Genomic DNA, 26,179 nt, shown 5'->3' with positions numbered 1-26,179 from the left:
CAGGGCGCGAAAGCTGGTAAAAAAGGTCAGGGAGGCGCTTGCGGATGCAGCGGACGGTGAGGCAGAAGAGCCTGCCGCTGAACGACGGAAAGTGGGCCAGGCTGCTCAAAACCGCTGAGGCTTACGCCCGGCAGAAGGATGCCTTCCTGGTGGAGTACGCCCACATTAAGTACCTGCACTACCTGGGCGACAAGCGCGCCTTGCGTGACGAGCTGGTCTCCGCCGGGTTTGCGAGCCCCTTCGGCTTGCAGGCCCGCATGTGGAAGCTGGCCTTGGAAGATGCCCTCTTCACCCTGGAGAGGCAGTGGGAGGCGGCCATAGAAACTGCAAGGGGCCTGGTCGCCCGCCACGAGGGGTTTACGGATGAGGAAAAGCACTATGCCTTCTGGCTGCTGTACAGGCCCCGGAAGGGTAGCCGCGACTGGAAACGCATCCAGGCCATCTTCACCGGCGATGATGTCACCGGTGAGCAGGTAACGTTGGACGGAGCCAAGCGGCACAGGGTGAGGAACTATTTGAGGCGCGTGCTCCGCCGCGTTCTCGGCAGGAGGCCCAGGGTGAAGAAGGCTCGCAGCTTCGTGGTGGACCGGCAGATGTACCGGGTGTTTTTCTCGGAGAAGCGGCAGTACATAGCGGTGTCCACTCTGACTCCCGGGGAGAGGGTGGTCATTCCTCTGGCGGGGGTGCACGCGGTGGAGGGGAACCTGCGGGTGGTGCTCCTGCCCGACGAGCGGGCGGTGGAAGTCCACATAAGCTGTGAGCCGGCAGTCTTTCCCGCCGGGGATGGAGAGGCAGGCATAGACCTGGGCGTGACGGAGGTGTTCACCGACGACACGGGCAGGAAGTACCGGGCTGAGTACTGTAAAGCCCTTCAGGAAATGTCGGACTACATCCTGGACAAGGGCAGGAAGTGCCAGAAGCTCTGGGCGCTGTACCGCAGGAACCTGGAGCGGGATCCCGCCAGGGCACGGCGCATAAGGAGGCACAACCTGGGCCTGGCCAAGCAGCGGAAGCGTCACCGGAGGTTCCGGCGCAGGTGCGAAAACGAGATCAACCGCGCCTTCAACGAGTTTCTGAAAACGCGCAGGCCCGGGGTAGTGGCCTACGAGGACCTGTCGCACCTGAGGGGCAAGGCCAGGAGTAAGGGACTTTCCAGGATAGTGAGCCTCTGGATGCGGCGCATTACCGGGGAGAGATGGGAGTACAAAAGCTACGTCCATTCCGTGGAGGACCCCGGACCGGTGAACGCGGCCTATTCCAGCCTGACCTGCCCCGTGTGCGGGTGGGTGGACCCGCAGAACCGTAAGGGAGACATTTTTGTGTGCCGGAAGTGCGGATTTACCGCCGATGCCGACCAGGTGGCCGCGATGAACCTGAAGGCCAGGCTGCACGATGAGGAGATAACGCGGTACACATCCAAGAGCAGGGTGAAAGAGATTTTGTTGCGTCGCTATTTCGAAAGCAGCGCGGTCTAGTCCTTTGGGCCGCGGTTGTTTTGCTCCGGATGTCCCGGGGCGTGTGGGCCGGGAAGCGGCCCGGCGGGAGAAAGCGCCGCCGGAACGTGCGCTGGCTGGCTTGGGGTGCACGCGAAGGCGGGCTTTGACGATGAAGGGCAAGAAACCCTGAGCACCGCCGGGTGGTCCTTCTGGGGTGCGCGGCAGACGCTGCTCTGGGGGGCTGGCAAGCGGTTTCCGGCCTTCCGGGTGGGAGCCCTTGCAGGCGGGGCGTCAGAACCACCCCGCCGTTTGGAAGCCGCAAGCCGCAGGAGGGAAGACGGTGGGACCGACCTGCCGGATGACGCCTCCGGACCGAGGGTGACTGTTTCGGGCGGGACTCCAGAAGCCCGCGGTCCGCTCATCCTGCCAGCCGGATGGGCGGGTTCAACCCGGCCTCTCGAAGAGCGTGAACTTTCGGCCTGCTTTGCTATCAAGGCACTATCTTCTGATAGAACTTGATAGCAAAAATGAAACAGGTCTTATGGGAAAACTGGAACGGGTGGCGTTTGCGGGGGCGTTTATCCTCGGCAGCTCCCTCGGCTTCATCTGGGTGCCCTGGGTCCAAAACCCCGCCGCTGCCGTGGGCAGCGCCTCGCTGGCCGCCGCGGCGGCAGCGACCGTAGCCTTGCTCTTTAACCGCAGGGAGCTTAGCCGCACGGCGCAGGCTCTGGCCCGCAGTATCGGAGAAGCGGGGAACGGCGGGGAAACAGGCGGCACCGTCCCTCCGGAGTTCCGGGAGGCGTACCGGAAAATAAAAGAACTCACCGACGGTCTGCGTGCCCTCAAGTGGGACTACCAGGTAACGGCCAGCCAGGTGTCCTCCGCCGTGGAGCAGATGTCCCTGGTAACGCAGGGTGCACGGGAAGCCGTGGCCGTCTTCCACAACCTCCAGAAGGCCGCGCAGGCCATCTCCAATTTAAGCCGTGAGCTGACACAAGAGGTTGCCGAAAACCGCCGGTCGGTGGGCAAGTGCCAGGACACCCTGCAGGAGGCCGTGGCGGCCCTTGACAGGATCTGCGCCGATTCTACGGAGGTTGCCGGGGAGATTGCCGCGCTGAACTCCGCCGTCAGCCAGGTGGACGAGATCGTGGCCAACATCGGACAGATCTCCCAGCACACGCGGCTGCTCTCCTTAAACGCCGCCATCGAGGCGGCACGGGCGGGAGAACACGGGCGTGGGTTCTCCATTGTGGCCGCGGAAGTTAAAAAACTCTCGGAGCGAACCCAGCAGGCCGTGGAGCAGACGGCCCTTGTGCTGCAGGAAATAAAGGGCAAGATGGCGCGGGTAGTTTCGCGCATTACCATGGGTAGGGAAAACATAACCGCGGGGATACGGGAAACCGGCCGGGTAAAGGAGAGCATCGCCTGCCTCGCAGAAGAAGTGGCCTCCATAAGCCACAGGGTTAACGAAGCCCATGCGGAGATCAGCGGATACCTACAGGAGCTGGAAGCGGCAGTGGAAGTCCTCGAAGGCAGTTTCTCCAGCCTGCAAAAGGTAGGCGAAATGCTCACCGGCGTGGCCGAACTGGTGGCCCAAAATGCCGCCAACGGGATAAACTGGCCGGGCAAGGAAAACGGCGCGGGGGACGGTGGTGAGCCGGAGGAAGGTGAAAATGTGCTGGGCGCCCTCAGGGAGATTGCCCGCCGCAGGGAGATCCGTAGCCTGGACCCGGAAAGCCGCCGCACCATCCTGGGGGAGTGGTTATCCAAAACGCCGGAGGTAGAGGCCGTATATTCAAACCGCGGCGACGGCACCTTCATCTTTTCCCAGCCGCCCGCCGCCCTGGCCAACGCCCGCATCCGGCCCTGGTGGCAAAAAGCCATGCAGGGAGAAGAGTACATTTCCTCGGTCTACGTCTCGGCCATTACCCGCCGGCCCTGCCGCACCTTCTCGGTGCCCATTAAGGACGAAAGCGGCAGGGTTACCGGCGTGCTGGCGGCGGACATTACGGTGTTGCACCGGTGAAAGGCTTCCTGTTGTGAAGCCTTCCCGTGCCGGCTAAAAAGCAGGCGGCAGCCCAAAAGCCTTTTAAACACGCGGCCCGGCTACCCTGCATCCCGCCGGGCCGCGCCCTTTTCATGTCTCCAAAACCGGCTGCCGCAGCGCTTAGCCGTTTAGCGCTCTTATGGTCTTTATGGCCTCCAGGGGTACCACGCGCATTCCCCGCAGCAACTCGCGCGCCGCCCGGGGGTCCCGCAGTACCTCCAGGAGGTTTTCCGTCTTGCGCAGGGTGAGGGGGCGGTAGCCTCTGCGCGTGAGGCCCCAGACCACCATCTTGCCGAGAAGCCCGCTGGCCGTCACATAGCGGCTCACAAACGACCACGTCCCGGTTTCCGGGGCCCACCCGAGGAACACGGTCCCCCCTTCAATGGCCCCGTGGCCGCCGGGCATGAGGCTGCCGGGATCCTCGGCAAAAGCCGCCAGGTCCGGGGAGGTCATGAAGGCCCAGCCGCGCAGGGCATCGGGTTCCGGCCAGATGGCCCACAGCACGGTGGCGGGGCCATCCCCTACTTCTTCCACCCAGCCACCCCGCAGGCCGGCAAAGCACTCGGCGCCGGTATATTTCAGGCGCTTAAGGGCCGCCAGGGCCCTTTCTTCCTGCTTGCGCCATGACCCGGCGGCAGCCCTGGTCAGGTCGGCCGACTTCAGGGCGCGCTCCGCCTCCATGATGGCGGAGGCAAACCTGCGCAGCAGCTCCAGCTCTTTTTGCAATTTCGCCCACCCCCAGCAAAAGAATAACCCGAAAACCGCCGCCAGGCAAGTTGAGAAAAAGTGCTTTTTAAAGTAACTAAAATCGGCACCTACCCATACAATGTAAACTGTCAAAAGTTGCTCTAAAAGGGGAGCGGAAGAGGTGAAAGAGGTACCCTTGTCCCGCCTGCCCCCAGGGCAAAAGGCAGAGGTGAGGCGCCTTTTGGGGGAAGGCCCGCTCAAGTTCCGCCTGTTGGATCTCGGCTTTGTGCCGGGGACAACGGTGGAGGCGGTGCGGCGCAGCCCCCTGGGTGATCCTGTTGCCTTTTGCGTCCGCGGGGCGCTAGTAGCCCTGCGCTCCAAAGATGCCGACCTCGTGCTGGTGGAAGTGTTGCCCGGGGACCAACGGCGAGGTGCATGCCCATGACCTTTCCGCAGGACAACCGCCCGAAGACTGACGGCGTGGTGGCCCTGGTAGGTAACCCCAACACGGGCAAGAGCACCATCTTTAACGCCCTCACCGGCCTAAAACAGCACACCGGGAACTGGCCAGGGAAGACCGTGAGCATCGCCAGGGGAACTTTCCGCGTGGGGGCGCAGAAGTATCTTCTGGTGGACCTGCCCGGGACCTACTCGCTTCGGGCCGGCTCGCCGGAGGAGAAGATAACCAGGGACTTTCTGCTCTCCGGCCGTCCCCATGTAACGGTGGTCGTGGCCGACGCCGGCCGCCTGGAAAGAAACCTCTACCTCGTACTGCAGGTGCTGGAAATTACCGGCAAGGTGGTGGTCTGCCTCAACATGCTCGATGACGCACGCCGCAGGGGCATTTGCGTGGACGTGCGCGCGCTGGAGGAGGAACTGGGGGTACCGGTGGTGGCGGCGGCGGCCCGGCAGGGCCTGGGCCTGCAGGAACTAAAGGGGAAAATCGACGCCCTGGCCAGGGGGGAGATAAGCGTTTGTCCGCGCAGGGTGAAATATGACCCCGACATTGAAGAGCAACTTGCCTTCATGAGTGGTACACGCTGGCTGGCCCTGGAAGCGCTGCTCGGCCAGCAAAAACCCGGGGAGGGGAGCTGGGTTGAGCGCTTTAAATACTGCCCCGTGTAAAAGCCCCGCTGACCTCCAGGAGCGCGTAGCAGCGGCCCTGTTCAGGGAGGCAGAGGCCATTGCCAACAGAGCCACCAAAGTAACAGAAGAGGAGGACAGCCGGGCACTCAGGTACCTGGAACGCAAGCTGGACGATTTCCTTACCTCCCGCCGCACGGGCTTTCTCCTTATGACCGCCCTGCTGGCCTTTATCTTCTGGTTGACGCTGGTGGGAACGAACTACCCCTCAGAAGCACTGGCGCGGCTATTCTCCTGGGGGGAAAAGCAGATTCTGGCTTTCCTGGGCGGGCTCAACGCCCCTCTGTGGCTGCAGGGGATACTGGTGGAGGGAATTTACCGTACCGTGAGCTGGGTAGTGGCGGTTATGCTTCCCCCCATGGCCATTTTCTTTTCCCTCTTCGCTCTTCTGGAAGACGTGGGTTATCTTCCCCGGGTGGCCTTTAACCTGGACCGCCTCTTCAGGGCAACAGGCGCCCACGGCAAGCAGGCCTTAACCATGGCCATGGGCTTTGGCTGCAATGCCGTGGGGGTTACGGCCTGCCGCATTATCGAGGCGCCGCGCGAAAGGCTCCTAGCCATCCTGACCAACGTCTTTACCCCCTGCAACGGGCGACTCCCCACTCTCATGGCCCTGGCCGCCCTTTTTGCCGGCGGGGGGCTTGCCGCTTCCCTGCTCCTGTGCGCCCTGGTGCTGGGAGGGTGTGCCATTACCCTAGGGGTCTGTTACCTCCTCTCCCGCACCTTCCTCAAGGGGCTCCCCAGTTATTTCGTGCTGGAGTTGCCGCCCTTCCGCAAGCCGCAGGTGGGGCGTGTGCTCCTGCGTTCCCTGCTCGACCGCACGGCCCTCGTGCTCGTGCGGGCCGTAACCGTTGCCGCACCGGCGGGCGCGCTGCTCTGGGTGCTGTCCGCCAGCGGGCTTGCCGCCAAGGCGGCAGCGGCGCTCGACCCCCTGGCCCGCGTGATGGGGCTGGACGGCTTCATCCTCCTGGCCTTTGTGCTGGGGTGGCCTGCCAATGAAATCGTCCTCCCCGTCCTGCTGGCCTGTTACCTTTCTGCCGGAACCATGGTGGAAGCGGAGAGCCTAGCCGGGCTGAAAGCGGTGCTGGAGGAGCACGGCTGGACGCACCTGACCGCCCTCTGCTACATGCTCTTTTCCCTGCTGCACTTCCCCTGCGGCACCACGCTGGTTACCATTTACCGGGAAACGGGGAGCCTCAGGTGGGTGTGCTGGGCGGTGCTCATACCCCTGGCCACCGCCTGCCTGGCCTGCACGCTAGTTGCACAGCTAGCTCGTGCCCTAGGACTAGTAACAAGCCTCTTTACCTGAGAAAAGCAACCTTGTGCGTGCGCCAAATAATACACTAAGACGGGTCTAAATAAATGCGGTTCTTTCCCAATTCCTTGGCCTGATAACAGGCCTGATCCGCTCTTGCAAGTAGCATGTCAACGGAGTCATTTTTTTTCGCTGAGGTAACACCCAGGCTTACTGTTATCTGGCGATGTGGGAAGGGGTAATTTTCTACAGACCTGCGTATTCTATCTGCTACCCTTGCGGCATCTTCCCCCTTTGTTCCCGGAAGTATAAGTAAAAACTCTTCACCTCCGTAGCGGCATGCAATGTCTGTAACCCTGATTGAGTTTTTTATTAACTCTGCCACCTTCTGTAATACCACATCGCCTGCCAAGTGACCGTAAGTATCGTTATAAGCCTTGAAACCATCTATGTCTAGGAAAATTACCGACAATTGATAACCATATCTGGCTGCCCTTTGCAACTCAACAGCCAGCACATCCTGCAAAGCACGTTTGTTGAGAAAACCGGTCAAGAAATCGGTTGTGGCCTCCTTTTCCAGGCGTCGGATGAGGGTAGCATTGGCCAAGGCAACTGCGGCAAAATTCGTGTATATCTGTAGGTTTCTATAGCCGATGTCATCCAGGGAAGCAGGAGTCGCTATGCCCAGTAACCCCACCAGGCCCAGTGCTGTCCAGAGTGGATAGATTATAACTTGAGAGATAGAAATAATTTCCACATCATTAAAGCCTGGCAACCCCTTTAGTTCGCCGATATGCAAAATGGTCGGTTCAATCTGGGAAGAAACTTGTTCGATTACTGGGTGAACCAGAGGCCACTCTTTCCCAATCAGCAGGTTGCTGCCGCGTACACCTTTACCATGGGCTATCCTGATCTTATCCCCTTCTCGGAGACCAATAAAGCATAAATCGGCCTGGTAAATTATTATCAGTGAATTAGTTATAAGTTCTAAGACCTTATCTAGTTCAATAATCGAAGTCATCAGGCGGCTTATTTCATAAATGCTGTTCAGTTCCAGTCTCCTTAACCCCAAAAGGTTTCTTTCTAAGATAGCATTGAAAACTTCATTCACGGTCCTGTATACGTTTTGCGCCTTGGTAACAAAGGCAATTTCCTCTTCGCGATCCGACAGGTTTGTATGCTTGGCAGGGGCAATTATAAGATACCCTATCTTTTGGGTATGGCTCCCCAGACGGTACGCGCAAAGTTTAATCCCGTAGGGGCATACAAGCGTATCTTTCTCCCCCAAAGATGCACAAGCAAGCTTATAAAAATCCATGCATTTATTGTCGCGAGGCTCCTTTCCCCCATTGACATCCTGGCATATTTCAACAGGCAAACTAAAGTGGGAAAAAGGGGTAACATTCGCATCAAAGATATAGATGTTTGCATTGATAGCTTTCGCTAGGGTATCCTGAAAATCCTGCCAGTATCTCACAGAAATGTTAAGGAAAAGATTGGGATGCATCAATTAACACCTCATTTGAGCATGTCCATTTTGTCCAGCCTACCGAGAATGCTTATCCCTTCGGCAGTAATTTCGTATTCCCTCAGAGACTTATCATGATCACTCCCCCGAGCTTTCAGAATCCCAATTACTTTTTTGACGCTAGAATTGTGTTCGACGTAGCGCAGGATGATTATATTATCGGCAATTAAAGACAGCTGAGCTTTGGAAACGACAAGAGGTGAAAAGAGATCCTCATTGAGCACTGTAAAGATGGTGGTGACATGTTCTCTCCTGAGCTGTTGTCCTATTGCCCACAGGTAATCCCTGTACTTTTGTACATCAGAAACGCTACTCTCAAAAGAAGAGATGCTGTCAATGACAAATCTCTCCACCTTTTTTTCTCTGATCATATCCAGTATTTCAAAAGCGTGTTTATCAACGTCCAGCTCTATGGGTGAAATAAATTTTATTTCCAACTGACCATCTGCTAAATATCCATCTATACTCCACCCTAAATAGCGGGCAGTATGCTGAAGTTGAAGCGCAGACTCCTCAAAGGAGAGAAACACCCCCCTCTCTCCCCTTTGAACTCCCTCCAGCAAAAACTTAAGGGCAAATATAGTTTTACCAGCCCCCGTAGCGCCGGAAATGAGGGTGATCGTCCCCTCTAACAAACCACCACACAACATTTCGTCCAATCCTTGGATACCAAATTTCTTTCGTCCCCGCTTGACTTCATACTGAAGTTCTTCACCTCCCGGCCTCAGGCGCGGGTACACTTCTATTCCCAAAGGGCTAATTTGAAACAAGTGTTCGCCTTGCTGAAAACTCGTCCCCCTCATCTTCAGGATGCGCATGTACCTTTTTTGAAACCGCTTTTCTTCTTGGCCATAAAGGTGGAAAATCCCATCAGCTATGGCAAATTCGCTTAGCCGCGTCAGCTCCTCCTCCTCGTACTCGCCAACAAGAAAGGCAGTAATCTCCCATACTGAAAAAAGAGCAGCCAGTTCAAAAACGAAGGCTCTAAAAGCTTTTTCGTCAGGGAAGAGATCCCTTATTACCTTTAGGCTATCGATCACTACTATGTTAGGCAAATATTTTTTAATCAGTTCTACCAGGTAATCAAGCCCTCTGCTCGCTCCCTCTTTACGCAGGACAGCTCCCATATCTCCGTAAATGATCTTGTCTCCAAGCAATTCGTGCGAGAAGAAAGAGAACTCTTGAAGGTGCCTTATCATCTTTAGTTGTGACTCCGAAATAGTGGTCAGGTATAGGCTTCTAAGGCCATCTCTGGCGTTATTAAATATGATGTGCTGGACGAATATCGTCTTTCCGCTGCCCGGGGAACCGGAAACAATATTTAGCGAATAAGCAGGCACGCCGCCACCAAGAATATAATCAAGATTTTTAATGCCTGTTTTTATCCTCTCCACTTTTCATTCCCCCCTTAGCAAAGGGATCCTCGTTAAATTCTTCACCTAGTATCCTTAATCTCTTCCTTATTTCTTCTGCCCTTTCATAACCGAGAAGCTTAGCTAAAATTTCCACATACCTGGCGATAAACTTCATAAACATATCTTCAACCGGCAATTCCGGGTTTTCCTCCAGTCTGGCCGCTATCCTCGCGCACGACACCCCATCTTGGTCGTACTGCAGGAGCTCTATCTCCTTATACTCAAGCGAAACTTCCCACACAACCCTTTCCATCAGGAGGCTTACGGAAAATGCTCCAAGGTATTTTGCAGATGCAGCCCACATTTCTTTGAGCAAAGTCTCATAACGCTTAATCCGATTCCCTATGGCATCGCTCACCATAACCCCTCCCTTCCACTAGAAGCTAAAACAAGCATAACACTTAACAGGTTACCTTTCAAGGGAATAAGTCTCGCCAGAACCCCGGTTACTACTTCATGTCCCAACTTACTTACTCATTCCTCTCCCGGCGGGGCTTGGCAACAGGCGATGCAAAAAAACGCCAGCGCGGGCGCTGATCCCCGGGGGCAAGATCGCTCCTCCAGTACCCGTAAAGAAAATAAACCAGCACGCCCAGCACCATCCACACCAGGAAGCGCATTAAGGTAACCCGGGGCAGGCTCAAAATGAGGTAGAGGGAGAAGAGGAGGGACAAAAGCGGCAGGTAGGGATAAAAGGGCACCTTAAAGGGCCGCGGGGCATCGGGCTTCGTCCTGCGCAGGATCATCACCCCTGCCGCCACCATTACAAAGGCGGTAAGGGTGCCGATATTGGCCATCTGGGCCACAACTTCCAGGGGAACAAGGCCCGCCACCAGTGCCACGACGCCCCCAATGAAGATGGTGTTCAGGTAGGGGGTACGGAGCCTGGGGTGCACGCGGCCAAACCACGGGGGCAGGAGCCCGTCCCGGGACATGGCCAGAAACACCCGGCTCTGGGCGTAGATGACCGCCAGGAGCACGGAAGTTATGCCGGCCAGGGCACCCAGGGCCACCAGGCTTCCCGCCCAGGTAACACCGGCAGCCAAAAGGGCCGTGGCCACGGGGGAGGCCACGTCAAGCCGGTAATAAGGCACCAGGCCGGTGAGCACAACCGTCACCATTACGTAGAGGAGCGTGCAGATGGCCAGGGAGCCGATGATGCCCACGGGGAGGTCCCTGCCGGGCCGCCGGGCCTCCTCGGCGGCAGTGGCCACGGCGTCAAAGCCGATGTAGGCAAAAAAGATGATGGCCGCCCCGCTCATGATCCCGGCGTAGCCGTAAGGCAAGAAGGGCCGCCAGTTGGCCGGGTCCACGTGCCAGGCCCCCACCAGCACGAAAAGCACCACCACGGCCAGCTTCACCAGCACCACCAGCTTGTTAACGGCGGCGCTCTCGCGGGTGCCGGCGGTAACCAGGCCGGCCACGGCCAGGGAAAAAAGGGCGGCGGGAAGGTTAATTACTCCCCCTTGCGCCGGCGGGTGCGTTAAAGCCGGCGGGAGCTCAACACCCAGGGAGCGCAGCAATTCGCCGAAGTACGCGCCCCAGCCCATGGCCACCGCGCCGGCCGCCACCAGGTAGCCTAAAATGATGTTCCAGCCCACAATCCAGGCGGGGAACTCCCCTAAGGCGGCAAATGTGTAGGTATACGCGCTGCCGGAAACGGGGATCATGGAGGCCATTTCCGCATAGGTAAGGGCTGCCAGCCCGGCCACTACCCCGGAAACGATCACGGAGACGATCAGGGCCGGCCCGGCGTAGAGGGCCGCCGCCACCCCCGTGAGGACAAAGATGCCCGTGCCGATAATGGCCCCTATACCCAGGGCAATGAGGTCCAGCGGCCCCAGAGAACGGGCCAGCCTGGACTCTTCTTTTTCGGCAATGAGCCTCTCCACGGGCTTTTTCCGCCAGATACTGGCGCTCACTTTCCCCCACCACCTCGCAAAACTTTAAACCACCCATTATTATGGTCAGGCGGCAGTGGCTATTAACCGCCGCCAAGCCGCATAGACGCCGCGACAATCACCACACTAAAGATAAAAAAACGAGGTGGCAGGCCGTGCACACGGTGTGGAAAGGATACATCAGCTTTGGCCTGGTCAATATCCCCGTGAAGATGTTTGCCGCCACGGAAGAAAAAGACGTGCGCTTCCGCTACCTGCACAGCACCTGCAAGACCCCCATTGAGTACGTCCGCCGCTGCCCTCACTGCCGGCGCGACGTGGGCCGGGAGGAGATCGTGCGCGGCTACGAGTACGAGCCGGGGCAGTTTGTCATCCTGAAAGAGGAAGACCTGGAGGCCATTCCCGCCGACGGGCGGCGCAGCATCGACATTATGGACTTTGTGGAACTGCAAGAGATCGATCCCGTGTACTACGACAAATCCTATTACCTTTCGCCGGGCGAAAACGGCGAAAAAGCCTATGCCCTTTTAAAAAAAGCCATGGAAGCAACAGGGAAAATAGCTATTGCCCGGCTCACTTTTAGAAAGAAGCCGGCCCTGGCTGCGGTGAGAGTCTACAGGGACGCGCTCATGCTGGAAACCCTCTTTTACCCGGACGAGGTGCGCAGCGCGTCCATGGTTCCCGGGCTGCCCGCCGCAGCAGAACTGCACGATAAGGAGGTGCGCATGGCCGTGCAGTTAATTGAAAACCTGGCCGCCCCCTTTGAGCCGCAAAAGTACACCGACGCCTACCGCCACGCCCTGCACGAGCTCATTGCCCGCAAAATTGAGGACCAGGAGGTGACGCCGGCCCCCCGCCCCGCCAACGTGGTCGACCTCATGGAAGCCCTGCAGGAGAGCCTCAAGGCGGTGTCCGGGGAAAAGAAACGGGCCGCGCGCCCCAGAAAGAAGGTCACCGGCTGATGGCCGGCAACGCCCCGCCTTTTCAGCCCATGGAGCCCGTGCCCGCCCCGTCGCTGCCCCGCGAACCCGGGTACGCCTACGAGGCGAAGTGGGACGGCATCCGCCTTATTGCCGAGGCCGGCAAGTCCGGTGTGCGCCTCTGGACGCGCGGGGGCCTGGAGGTAACCAGGACCCTGCCGGAAATAGCGGAAGCCCTCCAGGCCATAGCCCCCCCCGCGGGGCCCCTCTGGCTGGACGGGGAAGCGGTGGTGCTCGGCAAGAACGGGCGCCCCGCTTTTGAGGAGGTGGTGCGCCGCATCCGCACCCGGGACGAAAGGAAGGCTTCGGTGCTTGCGGTCTCCTCCCCCGCCTGCTACGCCGTTTTTGACTGCCTGCGCCGGGGCAGCCGCACGCTTTTCGCGCAGCCCTGGGAAAAGAGAAGCGCCATTTTGCGGGAAGTAATCCCCGGCGGCCCCGGGCCCGTCCTGCGCGTGTCCTCCTACGATGACGCGTCCGCACTCTGGCAAAAGGTTGTCTCCGAGGGCTGGGAAGGCGCGGTGGCCAAGAGGCGGGACGCCCCCTACATAGCGGGCAAGGCGCACCGGCTATGGTGGAAGGTAAAGGCGCTGCAGGAAAGGCTCTTTGCCGTTGCCGGCGTCGTGGAGGCGGGAGGGCGCGTGCGCTCGCTCCTGCTGGCCCTGCCAGGCGAGGCGGGGGCGTGGGAATTTGCCGGGCGCGCGGGGAGCGGCCTCAGCGAGAGGGACCGCCTTTTGCTGGCCACCCGCACGTCCCACCTCGTGGCGCGGGAACCCCCCTTTGCGGAAGCCGTACGCCTCGCTCCTGGTGAAATCGTGCGCTGGTTTAAGCCCCTGCTCACCGTGAAGGTGGCCTACCGGGAGCGCACGGCTGATGGCCTCCTGCGCCACCCCAGAATCATGGGCTTCACCGGCATTCCCGCCGGCAGCCTGAAGGAGGGCCGGGAATGGTGAAGGGCAACCTGCCGTTTGTTAGAAGCCTCCGCCTCACCCACCCGGACAAGCTGCTATGGCCGGAAAGCGGCATCACCAAGCTGGAGTACGTTAAGTACCTGTACGCCGTGCATGAGCCGCTTCTCCGCTACACGCGGGGCAGAACGGTAACTCTGATCCGGTACCCCAACGGCATTTACGGGCACTCCTTTTACCAGAAGAATTGTCCCCGCTACGCGCCTGCATGGGTTCCCCGGCACCCTTCCAACGGCGCCGGCGCCATCCTCTTAAACGACCTGCCCACGCTGCTGTGGCTGGGAAACCAGGCGGCGCTGGAATTCCATGTCCCTTTTCACGAGGCAAAAGACCACCGCCCCAGAGAGCTGGCCCTGGACCTGGACCCTAGCGCCCCCGGCTTCGCGCAGGTGACGGAGGTAGCCCTCCTGCTCAGAGACACGGCCTGCCGCCTGGGCCTCCCTGCCTACGTCAAGACTTCCGGGGCCACGGGCCTGCAGGTTTACATCCCTCTGCAGCCCCGCTATACTTACGGGGACACGCGCCGCGTCGGCGCCTTCCTGGCCCGCTACCTGGCCGAGCGCTACCCCCGGCTCGTAACGGTCGCCCGCCGGGTCGGGGAGCGCGGGACCAGGGTTTATGTGGACTACCTGCAGCACGGCCCCGGGCGCACCCTGCCGGCCCCCTACTCCCCGCGGGGGAGACCGGGCGCCCCCGTCTCCACACCCCTTTCCTGGGAGGAGCTGGAGCGCGGGGTCGACCCGGCGGAGCTGAACATACGCACGGTGCCGGAGCGGCTGCGCTCCCTGGGAGATCCTTTTGCCCCCGTAACCTCCGGCCAGGGGCGGGCCTCGCTGGACGAGATCCTGGCTTTCCTCGCCAAAAGACTGCCGGAGAGGTAGCCGCTAAGCCCGTGTACCTCCGGAAGCGGCCCCGGACCACGGCAGCACCCTTCCGGCGCCTCACCTCCCTATCCCTAACGACGCATGATGTCGGGAGAAAAGTGGGGCAGAAACCTGCTTTCCCGCCCTTTTACCCCCGGCCACCGGGATAAATTTTCCATGCTCCTCCAGATGCCGCCCGCGTCACTCCCAAGGCGGTACCATGGTCCCCGGGTAGCCCCGGCACAGAACCCTTACTCCTCAAGAGCGTACGGATTGATTGCCATCAGGCCCTCGATACATTCGGTCCCCCAAGAAAACGAACGGGCCCGGAATGCTTGATGCTTCCACAACCTTTAGTCTCCTTTCGTCACGGCCCGCATATTATTTGTTAAAAAGTCCCCCTTGCGGACCTCGTCTCGCCCGAGAGGAGTGATGGGGATGGACTTCCTCAAAAGGCTGGAAGAGCACCGCGCGCTGGAGAGGGAGCTGGCCTGGGAAGGTACCTTCCTGGACTACCTGAAAATCGTCAAGGAGAAGCCCTGGGTGGCCCAGCTGGCCCACGCCCGCATATACAACATGATCAGGGACGCCGGAGTGGAGGAAGTGGACGGGGTGAAGCGCTACAAGTTCTTCACCAACGAGCTTTTCGGCCTCGACAGGACCCTGGAAAAGCTGGTGGAGGAATACTTTCACCCGGCGGCCAGGCGCCTGGACGTGCGCAAGCGCATCCTGCTGCTCATGGGACCGGTGAGCGGGGGCAAGTCCACCCTGGTGAACCTGCTTAAAAGGGGCCTCGAGCAGTACAGCCGCACCGAGCGGGGAGCGCTTTACGGCATCAAGGGCTGCCCCATGCACGAGGAGCCCCTCCACCTCATCCCCCGCGAGCTCCGCCCAGAGTTTGAAAGAGAATTCGGCGTCTACATCGAGGGAGAGCTCTGCCCTTACTGCCGCATGATGCTGGAGGAAGAATACGGCGGGAGAATCGAAGACGTGCGCGTGGAAAGGATCTTCCTCTCCGAGGAAAAGCGCATCGGCATCGGCACCTTCACCCCTTCCGACCCCAAGTCGCAGGACATTGCCGACCTCACCGGCAGCGTGGACTTCTCCACCATCACCGAGTATGGGTCGGAGTCCGACCCCCGGGCCTACCGCTTTGACGGCGAGCTGAACATTGCCAACCGAGGCATCATGGAGTTCCAGGAAATGCTCAAGTGCGACGAGAAGTTCCTCTGGAACCTCCTCTCCCTCTCCCAGGAGGGCAACTTCAAGGCCGGGCGGTTTGCCTTAATTTACGCCGACGAGATGATCATCGCCCACACCAACGAAAACGAGTACAAGGCCTTCATTGCCAACAAGAAAAACGAGGCCCTGCACTCGCGGATCATCGTCATGAAGATCCCCTACAACCTCCGCGTGAGCGACGAGATCAAGATTTACGAAAAGCTCATCCGCCAGAGCGACTTAAGGGACATCCACCTTGCCCCCCACGCTTTGAGGGTGGCGGCCATGTTCTCGGTGCTCTCGCGGCTCAAAGAAAGCAAAAAGCAAGGTATGGACATCGTCAAGAAGATGAAGCTTTACGACGGGGAGGACGTGGAGGGATTCAAGCAGAAGGATGTGGCCGAGCTGCAAAACGAGCACCCCGACGAGGGGATGAGCGGCGTGGACCCCCGCTACGTCATCAACCGCCTCTCTTCGGCGCTCATCCGCACCTCCACGAAGTGCATAAACGCCCTGGACGTCCTGCGAGCGCTCAAGGACGGCCTGGACCAGCACCCTTCCATTACCAAGGAGGAAAGGGACCGCCTCCTCAACCTTATTGCCCTCGCCCGCAAGGAGTACGATGAGATTGCCAAGAAAGAGGTGCAAAAGGCCTTCGTCTACTCCTTTGAGGAATCGGCCCGGGTGCTCTTTGAAAACTACCTGGACAACGTGGAGGCCTACTGCAACGGCACCAAGCTGCGGGACCCCATTACCGACGAGGAGCTGGAACCCGACGAGAAGCTCATGCGCTCCATTGAAGAGCAAATCGGCATCTCCGAAAACGCCAAGAAAAGCTTCCGGGAAGAGATTCTCATCCGCCTCTCCAGCTACGCACGCAAGGGCAAAAAGTTCGACTACACCTGCCACGAGCGGCTGCGGGAGGCCGTGGAGAAAAAGCTCTTTGCCGACTTAAAGGACGTGGTCAAGATTACCACCTCCACCAAAACCCCCGATGCCGAACAGCTGAAGCGCATCAACGAGGTAATTAACAAGCTGGTCTCCGACTACGGGTACTGCACCATCTGCGCCAACGAGCTGTTAAAATACGTGGGCAGCCTCTTAAACCGCTAGGGGTGAGGGCGGTGTCCGGAAGGTTTGTCATTTCCAAGGAGGACTGGTCGCTGCACCGCAAAGGGGAAATCGACCGCCTGCGGCACCAGGAGAAGGTGAAGGAGGCCATTAAAAAAAATCTGGTGGACGTGGTGGCCGAGGAGAGCATTATCATGAGCGACGGCCACAAAATCATTAAAGTGCCCATCCGCTCGCTGGAGGAGTTTCACTTCCGCTTCGACCAGGGCAAGAGGAAGCATGCCGGGCAGGGCACCGGCAGGACCAAGGTGGGGGACGTGGTGGCCAGCGACCACCAGGCCGGAGGCGGCAAGGGCAAGGGGCAGGCCGGTGAGGAACCCGGGATCGACTATTACGAGGCGGAAATTACCCTCGATGAGCTGGCCCAGCTCATCTTCGAGGATCTAGGACTACCCCACCTGGAGGAAAAGAAAAAACAGGAGGTGGTGAGCGAAGGGCTCGACTTCCGCGACGTGCGCAAGACGGGCGTTTCGGGCAACATCGACCGCAAGCGCACCATCCTGGAGGCCATCTTGCGCAACGCCAGGCAGGGAAGACGCGGGTTGGACAAAATCACGCGGGAGGACCTGCGCTACAAGTCATGGGAAGTGGTTCAGCGGAAAGAATCCAGCGCCGTGGTCTTGGCCATGATGGACACTTCCGGGTCCATGGGGCCTTTTGAAAAGTACATTGCCCGCAGCTTCTTTTTCTGGATGGTGCGCTTCCTGCGCACCAAGTACCAGAACGTGCAGATCGTCTTTTTGGCCCACCATGTAGAGGCCAAGGAGACCACCGAGGAGGAGTTCTTCACCAAGGGGGCCAGCGGCGGTACGCGGTGCTCCTCGGTCTACAAGCTGGCCCTGGAAATCATCCACAGGCGCTACCCTCCCCAGGAGCATAACATCTATGCCTTTCACTTTTCCGACGGCGACAACCTGGCCTCGGACAACGAAAACTGCGTGCGCCTGGTCAACGAGCTGCTTAAAGTGTGCAACCTGGTGGGCTACGGGGAAATAGAGGGGCCCTATTACTACACCAGCACCCTGCGCTCGGCCTACAAAAAAATCAACCACCCCAGGTTTATCTGCGTGACTATTAAAGATAAAAGCGACGTCTACCCGGCCCTCAAAAAATTCTTTGGCGGCGCGCCGACCCAGCCTAAAGGATGAGCAGGGCACACTGCGCGCCGCCGGCTGTTTTTCTAGGCCTTTCCCGGGCCGAGAAGCCTCCGGAGCATGACCTCGCTGGCCGCCGCCTCCAGGCCGTCATCCAGGGGAGTGAGCTCTGCGGGCAGGCCGCGGCGCCGCAGGGCCAGCGAGATGAGGTGGTCGGTCAGGCGGGGGTTTTTGGGCAGCAGGGGACCGTGCAGGTAGGAGCAGAAGACGTTTTTATACCGGGCCCCCTCGGTGCCGTCGCGTCCGTTGTTGCCGTGACCGGCCAGCACACGCCCGAAAGGCGCGATCCTCCCCAGGTAGGTGCGCCCGGCATGGTTCTCGAAACCGGTCACCTTTACCCTTTCCCCTTCAATCACCACCTCCACGGCCACGTTGCCGATCAAGCGCGAAGCACCTGCCTCGGTGTAAAAGTCCAGCAGGTCCAGCCCGGGGATGGTGCGCCCGTCGGCGCTCCGGTAATAGCGCCCCAGCAGCTGGTAGCCGCCGCAGATGGCCAGCACCACCAGCCCGTCCTCTATGGCCTCCCGCAAGCACTCCCGCCTCCGCACCAGGTCGCGGGCCATCAGCCCCTGCTCGCGGTCGGAGCCGCCGCCCAGGAAGAGGAAATCCATTTCTCTGAAGTCCACCTCGTCCCCCAGGTCCACCGCCACCACCTCCACCCCGATGCCCCTCCACCGGCAGCGCCTCACAAAGGCCATCACGTTGCCCCGGTCGCCGTAGAGGTTGAGGAGGTCAGGATAGAGATGGCAGACCTTCAGGAGCACGCTCTCTCTGGGCATAGCGGCATAAAATCCTTTCCACGGGCCAGAGGGCCGTGTAGGTGGCCAGGAGGCAGGCGGAGCTGCCGCTTGCCCTAAGCACCCCGCGCACCGCCTCCTCCATCCTGCCCTCCGTTACGATTTTTCCCAGGGGCACGCCGGCATACTTTAACCTCACGGCCATCTCCTCTCCCCTCTGCCCGGTGCAAAAGATGAGGTTAATCCTTTCCTGCATCCCTTCCAGCATCTCAAAGTCCACATCCCAGATCCAGGAAACGTCCCGCCCGTCGGCATCGTTATCGTTAAGGGCAATCAGGAGATCCACCGGGGGATCGAGATGCAGGAGGGCCCGCAGGCCCTCATTAAAGCCGGTGGGATTTTTCACCAGGTTTAAAAGCACGGGCTTCTCCCCGCAGCGGAACCTTTCCATACGCCCGGTGGCGGGCAGGTAGGAAGACAGGGATCCTGCCATCCGCGCGGGGTCAAGGCCCAGGAACAGCCCGGCGGCAAAGGCCGCCAGCGCGTTGTACAGGTTATAGAGGCCGGGCTGGCCGAGGACCAGCTCCTGTGTGCCGCCGGGGTAGCGCAGGCGGCAGCGGCTGTAGCGGGCACCCGCAAAAACGCCCTCGCCCTCCACCTGGGCGCGGGGGCGGGAAAAGCCGCAGGAGGGGCACCGGAAGTTGCCCAGCTGGCTGTAATGGTAGTAATCGTACGTCAGGGCATGTCCGCAAAAGGGGCAAAAACGCCCCTCGCGGGCGGCGGTGGAAGTGGGGCTAACCTCGGCATGGCGGCCCAGCCCGTAAAAGGTGGCTGCGTGCCCGGTGGCGGCCAGCTGGGCCACCAGGGGGTCGTCGGCGTTTAAGATCAGGCGCACGTTTTCCAGGTCCGCCAGGGCGTCCCGGATGAGAGCCACGGTCCTGTCCAGCTCGCCGTAGCGGTCCAGCTGGTCCCGGAAGAAGTTGGTCACCACCACGGCGCCCGGCCTGACCTGCGCAGCGGCACGCGGGAAGGTGGCCTCGTCCACCTCCAGCAGCGCGTAGTCGCAAAAGATACGTCCCCGCCAGCTGGCGGCCCGGATGAAGGCCGTGGCGATGCCGGTGACCAGGTTGGCCCCCTCGGCGTTGACCACCGCGCGCAGGCCGGCATCCGCCACCATGCGCGCCAGCATGTTATTGGTGGTGGTTTTGCCGTTGGTCCCGGTAACCATAACTACCCCGCGGCGCACCTGACGCACGAAGTGCGAGAGCAGCCGGGGGTGAATTTTTAAAGCCACCAGGCCGGGAAGGGAGGACCCCCGGCCCCTCTTTAAGAAACGCACCAGCCAGGCCACTATTTTACCCGCCAGGACGGCCAGGAGAACACGCAAAAGAAAAATACCCCCGCAAAGTTAAGATCCTTCCGGCCCCGCGGCAGCCAGGAAGTATTTCGCCACCCCTCCATCTTCCAGGACCCCTACCTTACCCGACTCCTCCAGATAATCCAGGTGGGCCATCACTTCCGAAAGGCCCAGGAGCACTTCAAATCCCTTTAAGTTGGGGAAAAGCTTTAGCGTGAGCTCAAAGGCCGTGAGCCGGCCGTTTCCTTCCAGGGCCTCCAGCACGGCCTGCAGCCGGGCCCGGTGGTGCTCCCTCCCCAGGACCACAAACTGCCGGCAGCCACTCATTTCCTGCCCGTGCCCCGGCAGAACCCGCTCCACCTCAAGGCTCTCCACCCTCTCCAGGCTTTGCAGGTACTGGCGCAGGCTGGGAGCGCGCCGGGCGGGATGGCCGGGGTCGGGCTCCAGGAGGGGGTTGGGGGTAATGTGGGGCAAAAGAAAATCCCCCGCCAGCAGGGTGCGCCCCCCGGGGTCGTAAAAGCAAAGGTGCCCCGTGGCGTGGCCCGGAAGGTGCAGCACCCTGAGGGTCCCCCCTGCAAAGTGGATTTCGTCGCCGTCCGCGAGGCCCGCAGCCGCCTCTTCCGGCACCCAGGGCGCGGGCAAGGGGTCTTTGTCCTGCAGGATCTCCGCTAGGAGGGAGGGCGGGATGCCGGAACCCTTTATCAGGGGGAGCCTCTGGCCGAGAAAATCATAGCCGGGCACCAGCTTGGCCAGGTCGTAAGGGTGGGCGTAAACCCTTGCTCCCGAATTAACGTGCACCCAGCGGGCCAGGCCGCTGTGGTCCGAGTGAAAATGGGTCAGCAGGACCCGTTCCACCTTTTCGAGCGGCACGCCGTGCTCTTCCAGGGCCTGCCGCAGCATCTCCTTGGCCTGATCCGTTTCGGGGCCGGGGTCCACCAGGGTGTAGGGCGGCGAAGCGATGAGGTAGGCGTTGACCGGCCCCACCATGTACGGCGTGGGTAGCTCAATCCTGTATATGGGCAGCACGCAGCAACTCTCCCGGAAAAAGAAGTTGGGCACGGCCTAATTATACCACAACTGCCCGATATTTCAAAAGGTTAACCAATTCCGGCGTGGCCCGCATTTTTATCCGCCAGCAGCTTCTCCCTAAGGACCCTGACCGCCTGCTCGCAGGTGTAGGGCAGGAAAGGCAGCTCCAGCTCCGGCAGGGCGCAAAAAATCCTGGTTACCAGGGGAAGGCCGAGCCCCGCTTCCCGCACCAGGTCCTCACGAGCCAGCAGCGAGGGCTCTCCCCGGGCGAGAACCCGCCCCTCCTTCATGATGATCACGTGGTCGGCCCAGGCGGCGGCCATGTCCACATCGTGGGTGGCCACCAGGATGGTCACTCCCCGGGCGTGCAGGCGACCCAGGATTTCCAGGAGTGCCTCCTTTCCCTGGGGGTCCAGGTAGGCCATGGGCTCGTCCAGGGCAATGATTTCCGGCCCCATGGCCAGCACCCCGGCAATGGCCACCCGTTTTTTTTGCCCGTAGCTCAGGCGCGAGGGGTGCCTCTCCCGGTGATCCCACATGCCCACGGCCAGCAGGGCTTCCTTCACCCGCCCGGCCACCTCCTCCGGGGGCAGGCCCATGTTGAGGGGCCCGAAGGCCACGTCCTCGTACACCGTGGGGGAAAAGACCTGGTCGTCGGGGTCCTGAAAGACCAGCCCCACCAGGCTCCGCAGCTCCCTTGCCGTGCGGGCGTTTACCTCCCTGCCCAGCACCTGCACCCTGCCCTTTTGCGGGAGGTAGAGGCCGTTTAGGTGCAGGAGGAAAGTGGACTTGCCCGCCCCGTTGGGGCCCATGATGGCCACCCTGCTCCCCCGGGGAATAGAAAGAGAGAGGCCCCGCAGGGCCTCCGTCCCGTCACGGTAGGTATAGTGCAGGCCTTCTACTTCCACAGCAAGATCCAAGCTTCTCTCCCCGCTTCCAGCAAGTGTAGGCAGAGGGGGATGGAGACGATCACGGCTCCCCAGGCCAGGTCCCGGCTGCCGGGCGGGGGCAGCAACGCTTTCCCGGGTGCGCCCGCATAACCCCTGGCCAGCATGGCCAGGTAAATCCGCTCCCCCCGCAGCCAGGAGCGGACAAACAGCGCGCCCACCATCTGGCCCAGGTCGCTGAAGGTGCGCCGGCAGAACAGGTGCCTTCCTGGGACAAAGCCCCGGGCGGCCCGGGCCTGCCGCATGCGGCCCAGTTCCTCCGCCATTACAAATATATAGCGGATGGTGAGCTCGATCAACTGGAGGAAAATCCCGGGAACGCCCAGGGAAGAGAGGGCCTTAAAGAGGCGTACCGCCCCGGTGGTGGCCACCAGGAGGTTCAACGCCAGCAGCGCCACCAGCACGCGCAGGCCGAGAAGAGAAGCACGGTCCAGCCCTTCCCGGGAAACGGCCAGGGAGACAAAGCCCCCCGTCCAGCGCCAGATAGCCTCGCCCGGGGTCACAAAGGGCAAAAGCAGGCACACCAGCCCCACAAAGGGCAGTGCCCCGAGCAGGCGAAAGACGAGGTGGGATAAGCTGAGGCGCGCCGCTCGGGACAGGAGGAGGAGGAAGATCGCCGCCAGGATCAGGGAGGTGCGGGAAGAAAGCAGGGTGGCCAGGATAACAAAGCCTGCCAGCGCCGCCGTCTTGACGCGCGGCTCCATCCTGTGCAGGGGGGACGCTCCCGGATGGCCCTCCACCTGTTCCCTAAGCCATAAATCTTCCACGGCTGGCGCCCTCCCCTGCGCGGCCCGCAGGCCGCTTCAAGACCTTCTCCCTCACTTTTTATCACCTGCCAGCACCTCGGCTCCCAGGGCTTTGACGACAAAAGAAACGACCACCGCGTGTGATGAACCCCCGTCGGGCATGTGCATCCATGAACCCCCTCACGGGCAAAGTTTTTTGGGGGGCGTGCAAAAAAAAATGACCACTTGCCCCCTTTTGCTGGAGACCTCCGTGGTCACCGTAATCCAACGCTTTGCACTTTTAAATAAGGTTAAAGCCGTTCCGTTTTCCCGCGGGCACCTCCGTGGCGCCCCTTACAGAGGGACTTATTCTACCCCCGGCCCGGAATTCCTGCCGCCCCCTTCAAAAATCTTCTTCACCACGCTTTGCCCCTGGCGCAGGTCTATGGAGTACGCCAGGTCTGCCGCTTCCGCCAGGTGGTGGTTGTGGGTAACCATGATGACCTGCCGGTTAAAGGAGGTGGCGATGGTTTTCAGGAAATGGGCCAGGCTGGGGGCAAATTCCTCGGAAAGGTGCTTTCCCGGCTCGTCCAAAACCAGCGGGCCGCCTATGGAAGGCCGGGCCGTTTCCAGAAGCGCCACGCGCAGGGCCAGGGAGATCACGTCCACCACCCCGCCGCCCCGGGCATCCTGGGGGCGGCTTTTTACCTCCACCCCCCCGTAGCGGCTGACCACATAAAATTCGGCTTCCGGCTGCCCGCGGCGCTGCGCCACTTCCACCCTGAACTCCACCTCCGGCCCGAAAACCACCTGCAGGGCCTGGGTCACCATGTACTCTACCTGCTGGCGGGCCTGCTCGCGGGCGTAATCGGAGGCCTCCTGGAGCAAAAGCCTCACCTTTTCCAGGAGCTCTAATTCCGCCGCCACCTCCCCGCGCCTCCGCTCGGCCTCCCGGAGCTGTTGCTCTATGGCCTGCGACTCGCCCAGGCGCCGGTGGTAGTATTGCGCGAACTCCTGCAGGGCCTCCCTAATCTTTTCCACGGCGCGCCTCCCCTATCAGCTCCCAGGGGATGAGTGACTCTACCTCCTTGAGGAGCGCCTCTATCTCCCCTTCCAGGCGGGCTATTTCCCGGTCCAGATCTTCCGGGTTCACGCCGAGCCCGGCCAGCTGATCCAGGATCTCCCGCTCCTGCCTCATGAGCTCCTCCAGCCGGGCGGCTGCCTGGATGCGCAGGCGGTTGGCTTCTTCCAGTCCCTTCTTCAGCTCGCCGATCCTGGCCTCATAGCCCGCAACCTTATCCTTCACCCACCTTCACCCCTTCCGCCAGGTGGGCTGCGATGCGTTCCGCCGTGCGGCGGTCCACCGGTGCAAAGCAGGTGGGGCAGCGCCCCAGCTCCTTCAAGAGGGCGGCGTACTGGCCCGCCTTTTCCGCCACCTCTCGCTCTTTCTCCTTTAAAAACCGGCGCCCTCGCGCCAGGCGATCCCGCACGTCCAGTAAGTGTGCGCGCTGGCGGTAAAGTTCCCCCAGCCTGAGGGGCAGCTGTGCGAGCCGCTCGAACCCTTCCCTCGCGCGGGAAAGGGTGGCGGTAGCGGAGAGCACCCTTTCCAAGCCCGCCCGCTCCCCGCGCAAGAAGCCCAGCCGCCGGGAAAGCTCCCGGCAGAGGGAAAGGCGGGCAACCTTCTGTTCGAGCGAGGAAAGCCGGCGGAGGGTATCTTCCACCCCCGCCGTCGCGTGCAGCCGCCGCCTGGCCGCCGCCTGGAAATGCAGGTTTTGCTCCCGGCGGTCTCTTAGCTCCTGCAGCCGGCGGTAGCGGGCGGCCTTCTCTTCCAGGAGCCTGCGCTTTTCCAGGGCCGCCTCCAGGCCCTGCATGGCCGCCACCAGGACACGAAGCCGCTCTTTTTCCTGCCACAGCCTCCGCAAGCGCTGGCCTAGCTCGTAAAGGGCCTGGCGGCGGGCCTGCAGCGCTTCCGCCCGGCCGAACAGGCCGGTGGCTTTAGCCAGCCTCTCTCCCAGGGCTGGCAGGTCCCGATAGGCGGCAAGCTTTTCCCTTAACTCGCCTATCTCCCTTTCCAGCTGCTTTTCCTCACGCTGCAGCCGGGAGAGGTCCGCCAGGGTATCCCTCAAGGCGGCGTCCACCAGGTGAACCCCGTGCAGGCGCCCGATGGCCTTGGCCTTGAGGTTGCCGGGGCCGGATAGCAAAAAAGGTGGCTCCAGCTGCCCGGCCAGGTTCAGCACCAACTCCTGGTCTTCGTCCAGGAAAACGGGGCGCATGCCGTGAAGGGCAACCACCTCCTGGGGCACCTCGCTGCCAAAGCCCTCGAAAACCTGGGGCTCCTGCCCGGGACGCAAGATAATGTAGCGGTTGCGGTTCCTGGTCAGGGACCTTTCCCGCACCAGCCGGGTGCCGTCGGCAAACTCCGCCGCCACCCGGCACTCGCCCTGCCCCACGCGGATGAAGTCCGTTCCCCGGGGCTCGTTGAAAAAGAGCCAGCGCAGGGCCCGGACCACGGCGCTTTTGCCCCGGTCCGACTCCCCCACGATGACCGTCAGGCCGGGGGAAAGCTCCATTTCCGTGCGGGCGTGGGACTGGAAGTTTTCGATGGTCAGCCTCACGATTTTATGGCTCAAGCCGCCATCACTCCCGCCTCAAAATCTCCGCCTGGACCTTCCCCAGGCGGCGCAGGGCCTCCACGCGCACCTCTTCCGCCAGGCCTTGCCGGCGCGCAATGCTGTCCACGATCTCCTCCAGGCTCAGGCCCAGGTAATCACCGCCGGAACGGATGCCCTGCACAAAGAGGGCCAGCCTCTCCTCCCGGAAGGCGGCCTCCTCAAGGGCCGCGCGGTCCAGCACCTCTTCCCCGGGGCGGGCGCACTTCAGGGCCACGGCGCGATGCACGGGCCGCCCGCCGGTAAAGTCCAGCACGATCACCTGCGGGCGCCGCTGCACTTCCTGGGGCAGGGCGGAGAGGCGCACCAGGGCGCCCGGGTTTAAAAACCACCGCCCGTAAAGGCAGGTGTCCGGGAAGCCCAGGTGGGCGTGGCCGCAGAGGGTGTAGTCGGCCTGCGTGAAGGGAGCCACCCGCTCAATTAGCGTGCAGGGCGCCCCGGGGTAAAGGGAGCGGTCAAGGAGCATGCCGTGCACCACGTGGATGGCCACGTCGCCCTCCTTTTTCCTCACCGCGTAGTCCAGCAGCGGGTCGCGCCGGTCCATGTCGTAGTGGAAGCCTTGGCCGGTGAGCTGGACCACCACTCCCCCGCCCCGCAGGAAAACCGGCTTCTCCGGCTCCAGGAGGTGCACGATGCCCCAGCGGGCCAGCAGGCCCAGCATGGTGCGGGGCAGCGTGGCGGGGTTCTGGCCGAAGAGGTCGTGGTTGCCGGGAACGGCGTACACGGGCACCCCCAGCTCCTTCAGGAGCGCGCCAAACTCGGCCCCCACGGCCAGGGAGGGCTGCGGGGAGTCCCAGAGGTCCCCGCCGTGGATCACGGCATTAATCTCCAGCTCCCGCACCAGGGCGGCCACCTCGCGCATCTTCTCCTTTTGGGTTTCCATGAGGTTGTCCCGGCGGTGCTGGGGCGACGTGCCGCGGAAATGAGTGTCGGTAAGAAAGAGAAGACGCAAAACCAGGCCCGGCCCGCCGCTGGCCGGGCGCCACCCC

Annotated in this window: 24 protein-coding genes; 10 read left to right on the top strand and 14 right to left on the bottom strand. The window is 61.3% G+C overall.

Going from position 1 to position 26,179, the window contains the following annotated elements; genetic code table 11:
* The first annotated feature begins 44 nt into the window (after positions 1–44).
* Together G454_RS0107905 and G454_RS0107900 are read left to right on the top strand one after the other, a co-directional pair.
* A complete protein-coding gene (locus G454_RS0107905; protein WP_035107420.1) occupies positions 45–1,475 on the top strand; it encodes a zinc ribbon domain-containing protein in 1,431 nt (476 codons plus the stop codon).
* A gap of 502 nt (positions 1,476–1,977) precedes the next feature.
* Positions 1,978–3,462, top strand: a complete 1,485-nt coding sequence (locus G454_RS0107900; RefSeq protein WP_027718185.1) for a methyl-accepting chemotaxis protein — start codon at positions 1,978–1,980, stop codon at positions 3,460–3,462.
* A gap of 141 nt (positions 3,463–3,603) precedes the next feature.
* Here G454_RS0107900 and G454_RS0107895 read toward each other — a convergent pair whose 3' ends face one another.
* Entirely contained in the window at positions 3,604–4,209 is a 606-nt protein-coding gene (locus G454_RS0107895; RefSeq protein WP_027718184.1) for a hypothetical protein, read from the bottom strand.
* Positions 4,210–4,351: 142 nt separating this feature from the next.
* Here G454_RS0107895 and G454_RS0107890 point away from each other — a divergent pair, with 142 nt between their 5' ends.
* The 3 genes from G454_RS0107890 to G454_RS18300 are packed head-to-tail and all read left to right on the top strand — an operon-like array spanning position 4,352 to position 6,622.
* A complete protein-coding gene (locus G454_RS0107890; RefSeq protein WP_027718183.1) occupies positions 4,352–4,615 on the top strand; it encodes a FeoA family protein in 264 nt (87 codons plus the stop codon).
* Positions 4,612–5,295, top strand: coding sequence for a FeoB small GTPase domain-containing protein (locus G454_RS18305; protein ID WP_051276080.1), 684 nt, complete (start codon positions 4,612–4,614; stop codon positions 5,293–5,295). Before G454_RS0107890 ends, G454_RS18305 begins: the two co-directional genes overlap by 4 nt.
* On the top strand, positions 5,267–6,622 hold the full coding sequence (locus G454_RS18300) for a nucleoside recognition domain-containing protein (protein ID WP_035107417.1): 1,356 nt from the start codon (positions 5,267–5,269) through the stop codon (positions 6,620–6,622). The genes G454_RS18305 and G454_RS18300 overlap by 29 nt, the downstream gene beginning before the upstream one ends.
* 34 nt (positions 6,623–6,656) lie before the next feature.
* Here the strand turns inward: G454_RS18300 and G454_RS0107875 are convergent, their stop codons facing one another.
* From G454_RS0107875 to G454_RS18290, 4 genes are all read right to left on the bottom strand, one after another.
* A complete protein-coding gene (locus G454_RS0107875) occupies positions 6,657–8,045 on the bottom strand; it encodes a GGDEF domain-containing protein (protein WP_245574353.1) in 1,389 nt (462 codons plus the stop codon).
* A gap of 41 nt (positions 8,046–8,086) precedes the next feature.
* Entirely contained in the window at positions 8,087–9,490 is a 1,404-nt protein-coding gene (locus tag G454_RS0107870; protein ID WP_027718181.1) for a DUF7125 family protein, read from the bottom strand.
* Complete coding sequence (locus G454_RS18295; RefSeq protein WP_051276083.1) at positions 9,465–9,869, bottom strand: hypothetical protein; 405 nt, start codon at positions 9,867–9,869, stop codon at positions 9,465–9,467. Before G454_RS18295 ends, G454_RS0107870 begins: the two co-directional genes overlap by 26 nt.
* A gap of 112 nt (positions 9,870–9,981) precedes the next feature.
* Positions 9,982–11,433: an amino acid permease gene (locus tag G454_RS18290; protein WP_051276078.1), complete on the bottom strand. Its 1,452-nt coding sequence runs from the start codon at positions 11,431–11,433 to the stop codon at positions 9,982–9,984.
* Positions 11,434–11,567: 134 nt separating this feature from the next.
* On the opposite strand from G454_RS18290, the gene ku reads away from it, so the two are divergent.
* From ku to yhbH, 5 genes are all read left to right on the top strand, one after another.
* On the top strand, positions 11,568–12,374 hold the full coding sequence (gene ku / locus G454_RS0107855; RefSeq protein ID WP_027718180.1) for a non-homologous end joining protein Ku: 807 nt from the start codon (positions 11,568–11,570) through the stop codon (positions 12,372–12,374).
* The gene (locus G454_RS18285) at positions 12,374–13,342 is read left to right on the top strand and encodes an ATP-dependent DNA ligase (protein ID WP_051276075.1); all 969 of its coding nucleotides are present in this window, start codon (positions 12,374–12,376) and stop codon (positions 13,340–13,342) included. The genes ku and G454_RS18285 overlap by 1 nt, the downstream gene beginning before the upstream one ends.
* Complete coding sequence (ligD, locus tag G454_RS0107845; protein WP_027718179.1) at positions 13,336–14,238, top strand: non-homologous end-joining DNA ligase; 903 nt, start codon at positions 13,336–13,338, stop codon at positions 14,236–14,238. Before G454_RS18285 ends, ligD begins: the two co-directional genes overlap by 7 nt.
* Before the next feature lie 420 nt (positions 14,239–14,658).
* Positions 14,659–16,554: a PrkA family serine protein kinase gene (locus G454_RS0107840; RefSeq protein WP_027718178.1), complete on the top strand. Its 1,896-nt coding sequence runs from the start codon at positions 14,659–14,661 to the stop codon at positions 16,552–16,554.
* A gap of 11 nt (positions 16,555–16,565) precedes the next feature.
* Positions 16,566–17,720, top strand: coding sequence for a sporulation protein YhbH (gene yhbH / locus G454_RS0107835; protein WP_027718177.1), 1,155 nt, complete (start codon positions 16,566–16,568; stop codon positions 17,718–17,720).
* Between the two features lie 32 nt (positions 17,721–17,752).
* Here the strand turns inward: yhbH and G454_RS0107830 are convergent, their stop codons facing one another.
* The 9 genes from G454_RS0107830 to G454_RS0107785 form a co-directional block, all read right to left on the bottom strand.
* Positions 17,753–18,490, bottom strand: coding sequence for a type 1 glutamine amidotransferase (locus G454_RS0107830; protein WP_211230009.1), 738 nt, complete (start codon positions 18,488–18,490; stop codon positions 17,753–17,755).
* Complete coding sequence (locus G454_RS0107825; RefSeq protein ID WP_035107412.1) at positions 18,459–19,850, bottom strand: Mur ligase family protein; 1,392 nt, start codon at positions 19,848–19,850, stop codon at positions 18,459–18,461. The genes G454_RS0107830 and G454_RS0107825 overlap by 32 nt, the downstream gene beginning before the upstream one ends.
* 21 nt (positions 19,851–19,871) lie before the next feature.
* The gene (locus G454_RS0107820; protein ID WP_156896707.1) at positions 19,872–20,846 is read right to left on the bottom strand and encodes an MBL fold metallo-hydrolase; all 975 of its coding nucleotides are present in this window, start codon (positions 20,844–20,846) and stop codon (positions 19,872–19,874) included.
* A 71-nt stretch (positions 20,847–20,917) separates the two neighbouring features.
* Positions 20,918–21,757: an ATP-binding cassette domain-containing protein gene (locus tag G454_RS0107815; protein ID WP_245574352.1), complete on the bottom strand. Its 840-nt coding sequence runs from the start codon at positions 21,755–21,757 to the stop codon at positions 20,918–20,920.
* Complete coding sequence (gene cbiQ / locus G454_RS18280) at positions 21,748–22,563, bottom strand: cobalt ECF transporter T component CbiQ (protein ID WP_051276074.1); 816 nt, start codon at positions 22,561–22,563, stop codon at positions 21,748–21,750. The genes G454_RS0107815 and cbiQ overlap by 10 nt, the downstream gene beginning before the upstream one ends.
* Before the next feature lie 324 nt (positions 22,564–22,887).
* On the bottom strand, positions 22,888–23,562 hold the full coding sequence (locus tag G454_RS18275; protein ID WP_051276072.1) for an ATPase: 675 nt from the start codon (positions 23,560–23,562) through the stop codon (positions 22,888–22,890).
* Positions 23,549–23,827 carry a hypothetical protein gene (locus tag G454_RS0107795; RefSeq protein ID WP_035107409.1) on the bottom strand — a complete coding sequence of 93 codons (279 nt, stop codon included), beginning with the start codon at positions 23,825–23,827 and terminating at the stop codon, positions 23,549–23,551. The genes G454_RS18275 and G454_RS0107795 overlap by 14 nt, the downstream gene beginning before the upstream one ends.
* Positions 23,817–25,151, bottom strand: coding sequence for an AAA family ATPase (locus tag G454_RS20370; RefSeq protein ID WP_051276070.1), 1,335 nt, complete (start codon positions 25,149–25,151; stop codon positions 23,817–23,819). The genes G454_RS0107795 and G454_RS20370 overlap by 11 nt, the downstream gene beginning before the upstream one ends.
* 7 nt (positions 25,152–25,158) lie before the next feature.
* Positions 25,159–26,142: a metallophosphoesterase family protein gene (locus G454_RS0107785; protein WP_027718171.1), complete on the bottom strand. Its 984-nt coding sequence runs from the start codon at positions 26,140–26,142 to the stop codon at positions 25,159–25,161.
* Between the last annotated feature and the right edge of the window lie 37 nt (positions 26,143–26,179).

This window comes from Desulfovirgula thermocuniculi DSM 16036, from assembly GCF_000429345.1.
GTDB classification, from domain to species: Bacteria; Bacillota; Desulfotomaculia; order Desulfotomaculales; family Desulfovirgulaceae; genus Desulfovirgula; species Desulfovirgula thermocuniculi.
Note: the sequence above shows the minus strand (reverse complement) of the source record. Positions and strands in the feature narration are given on the sequence as shown.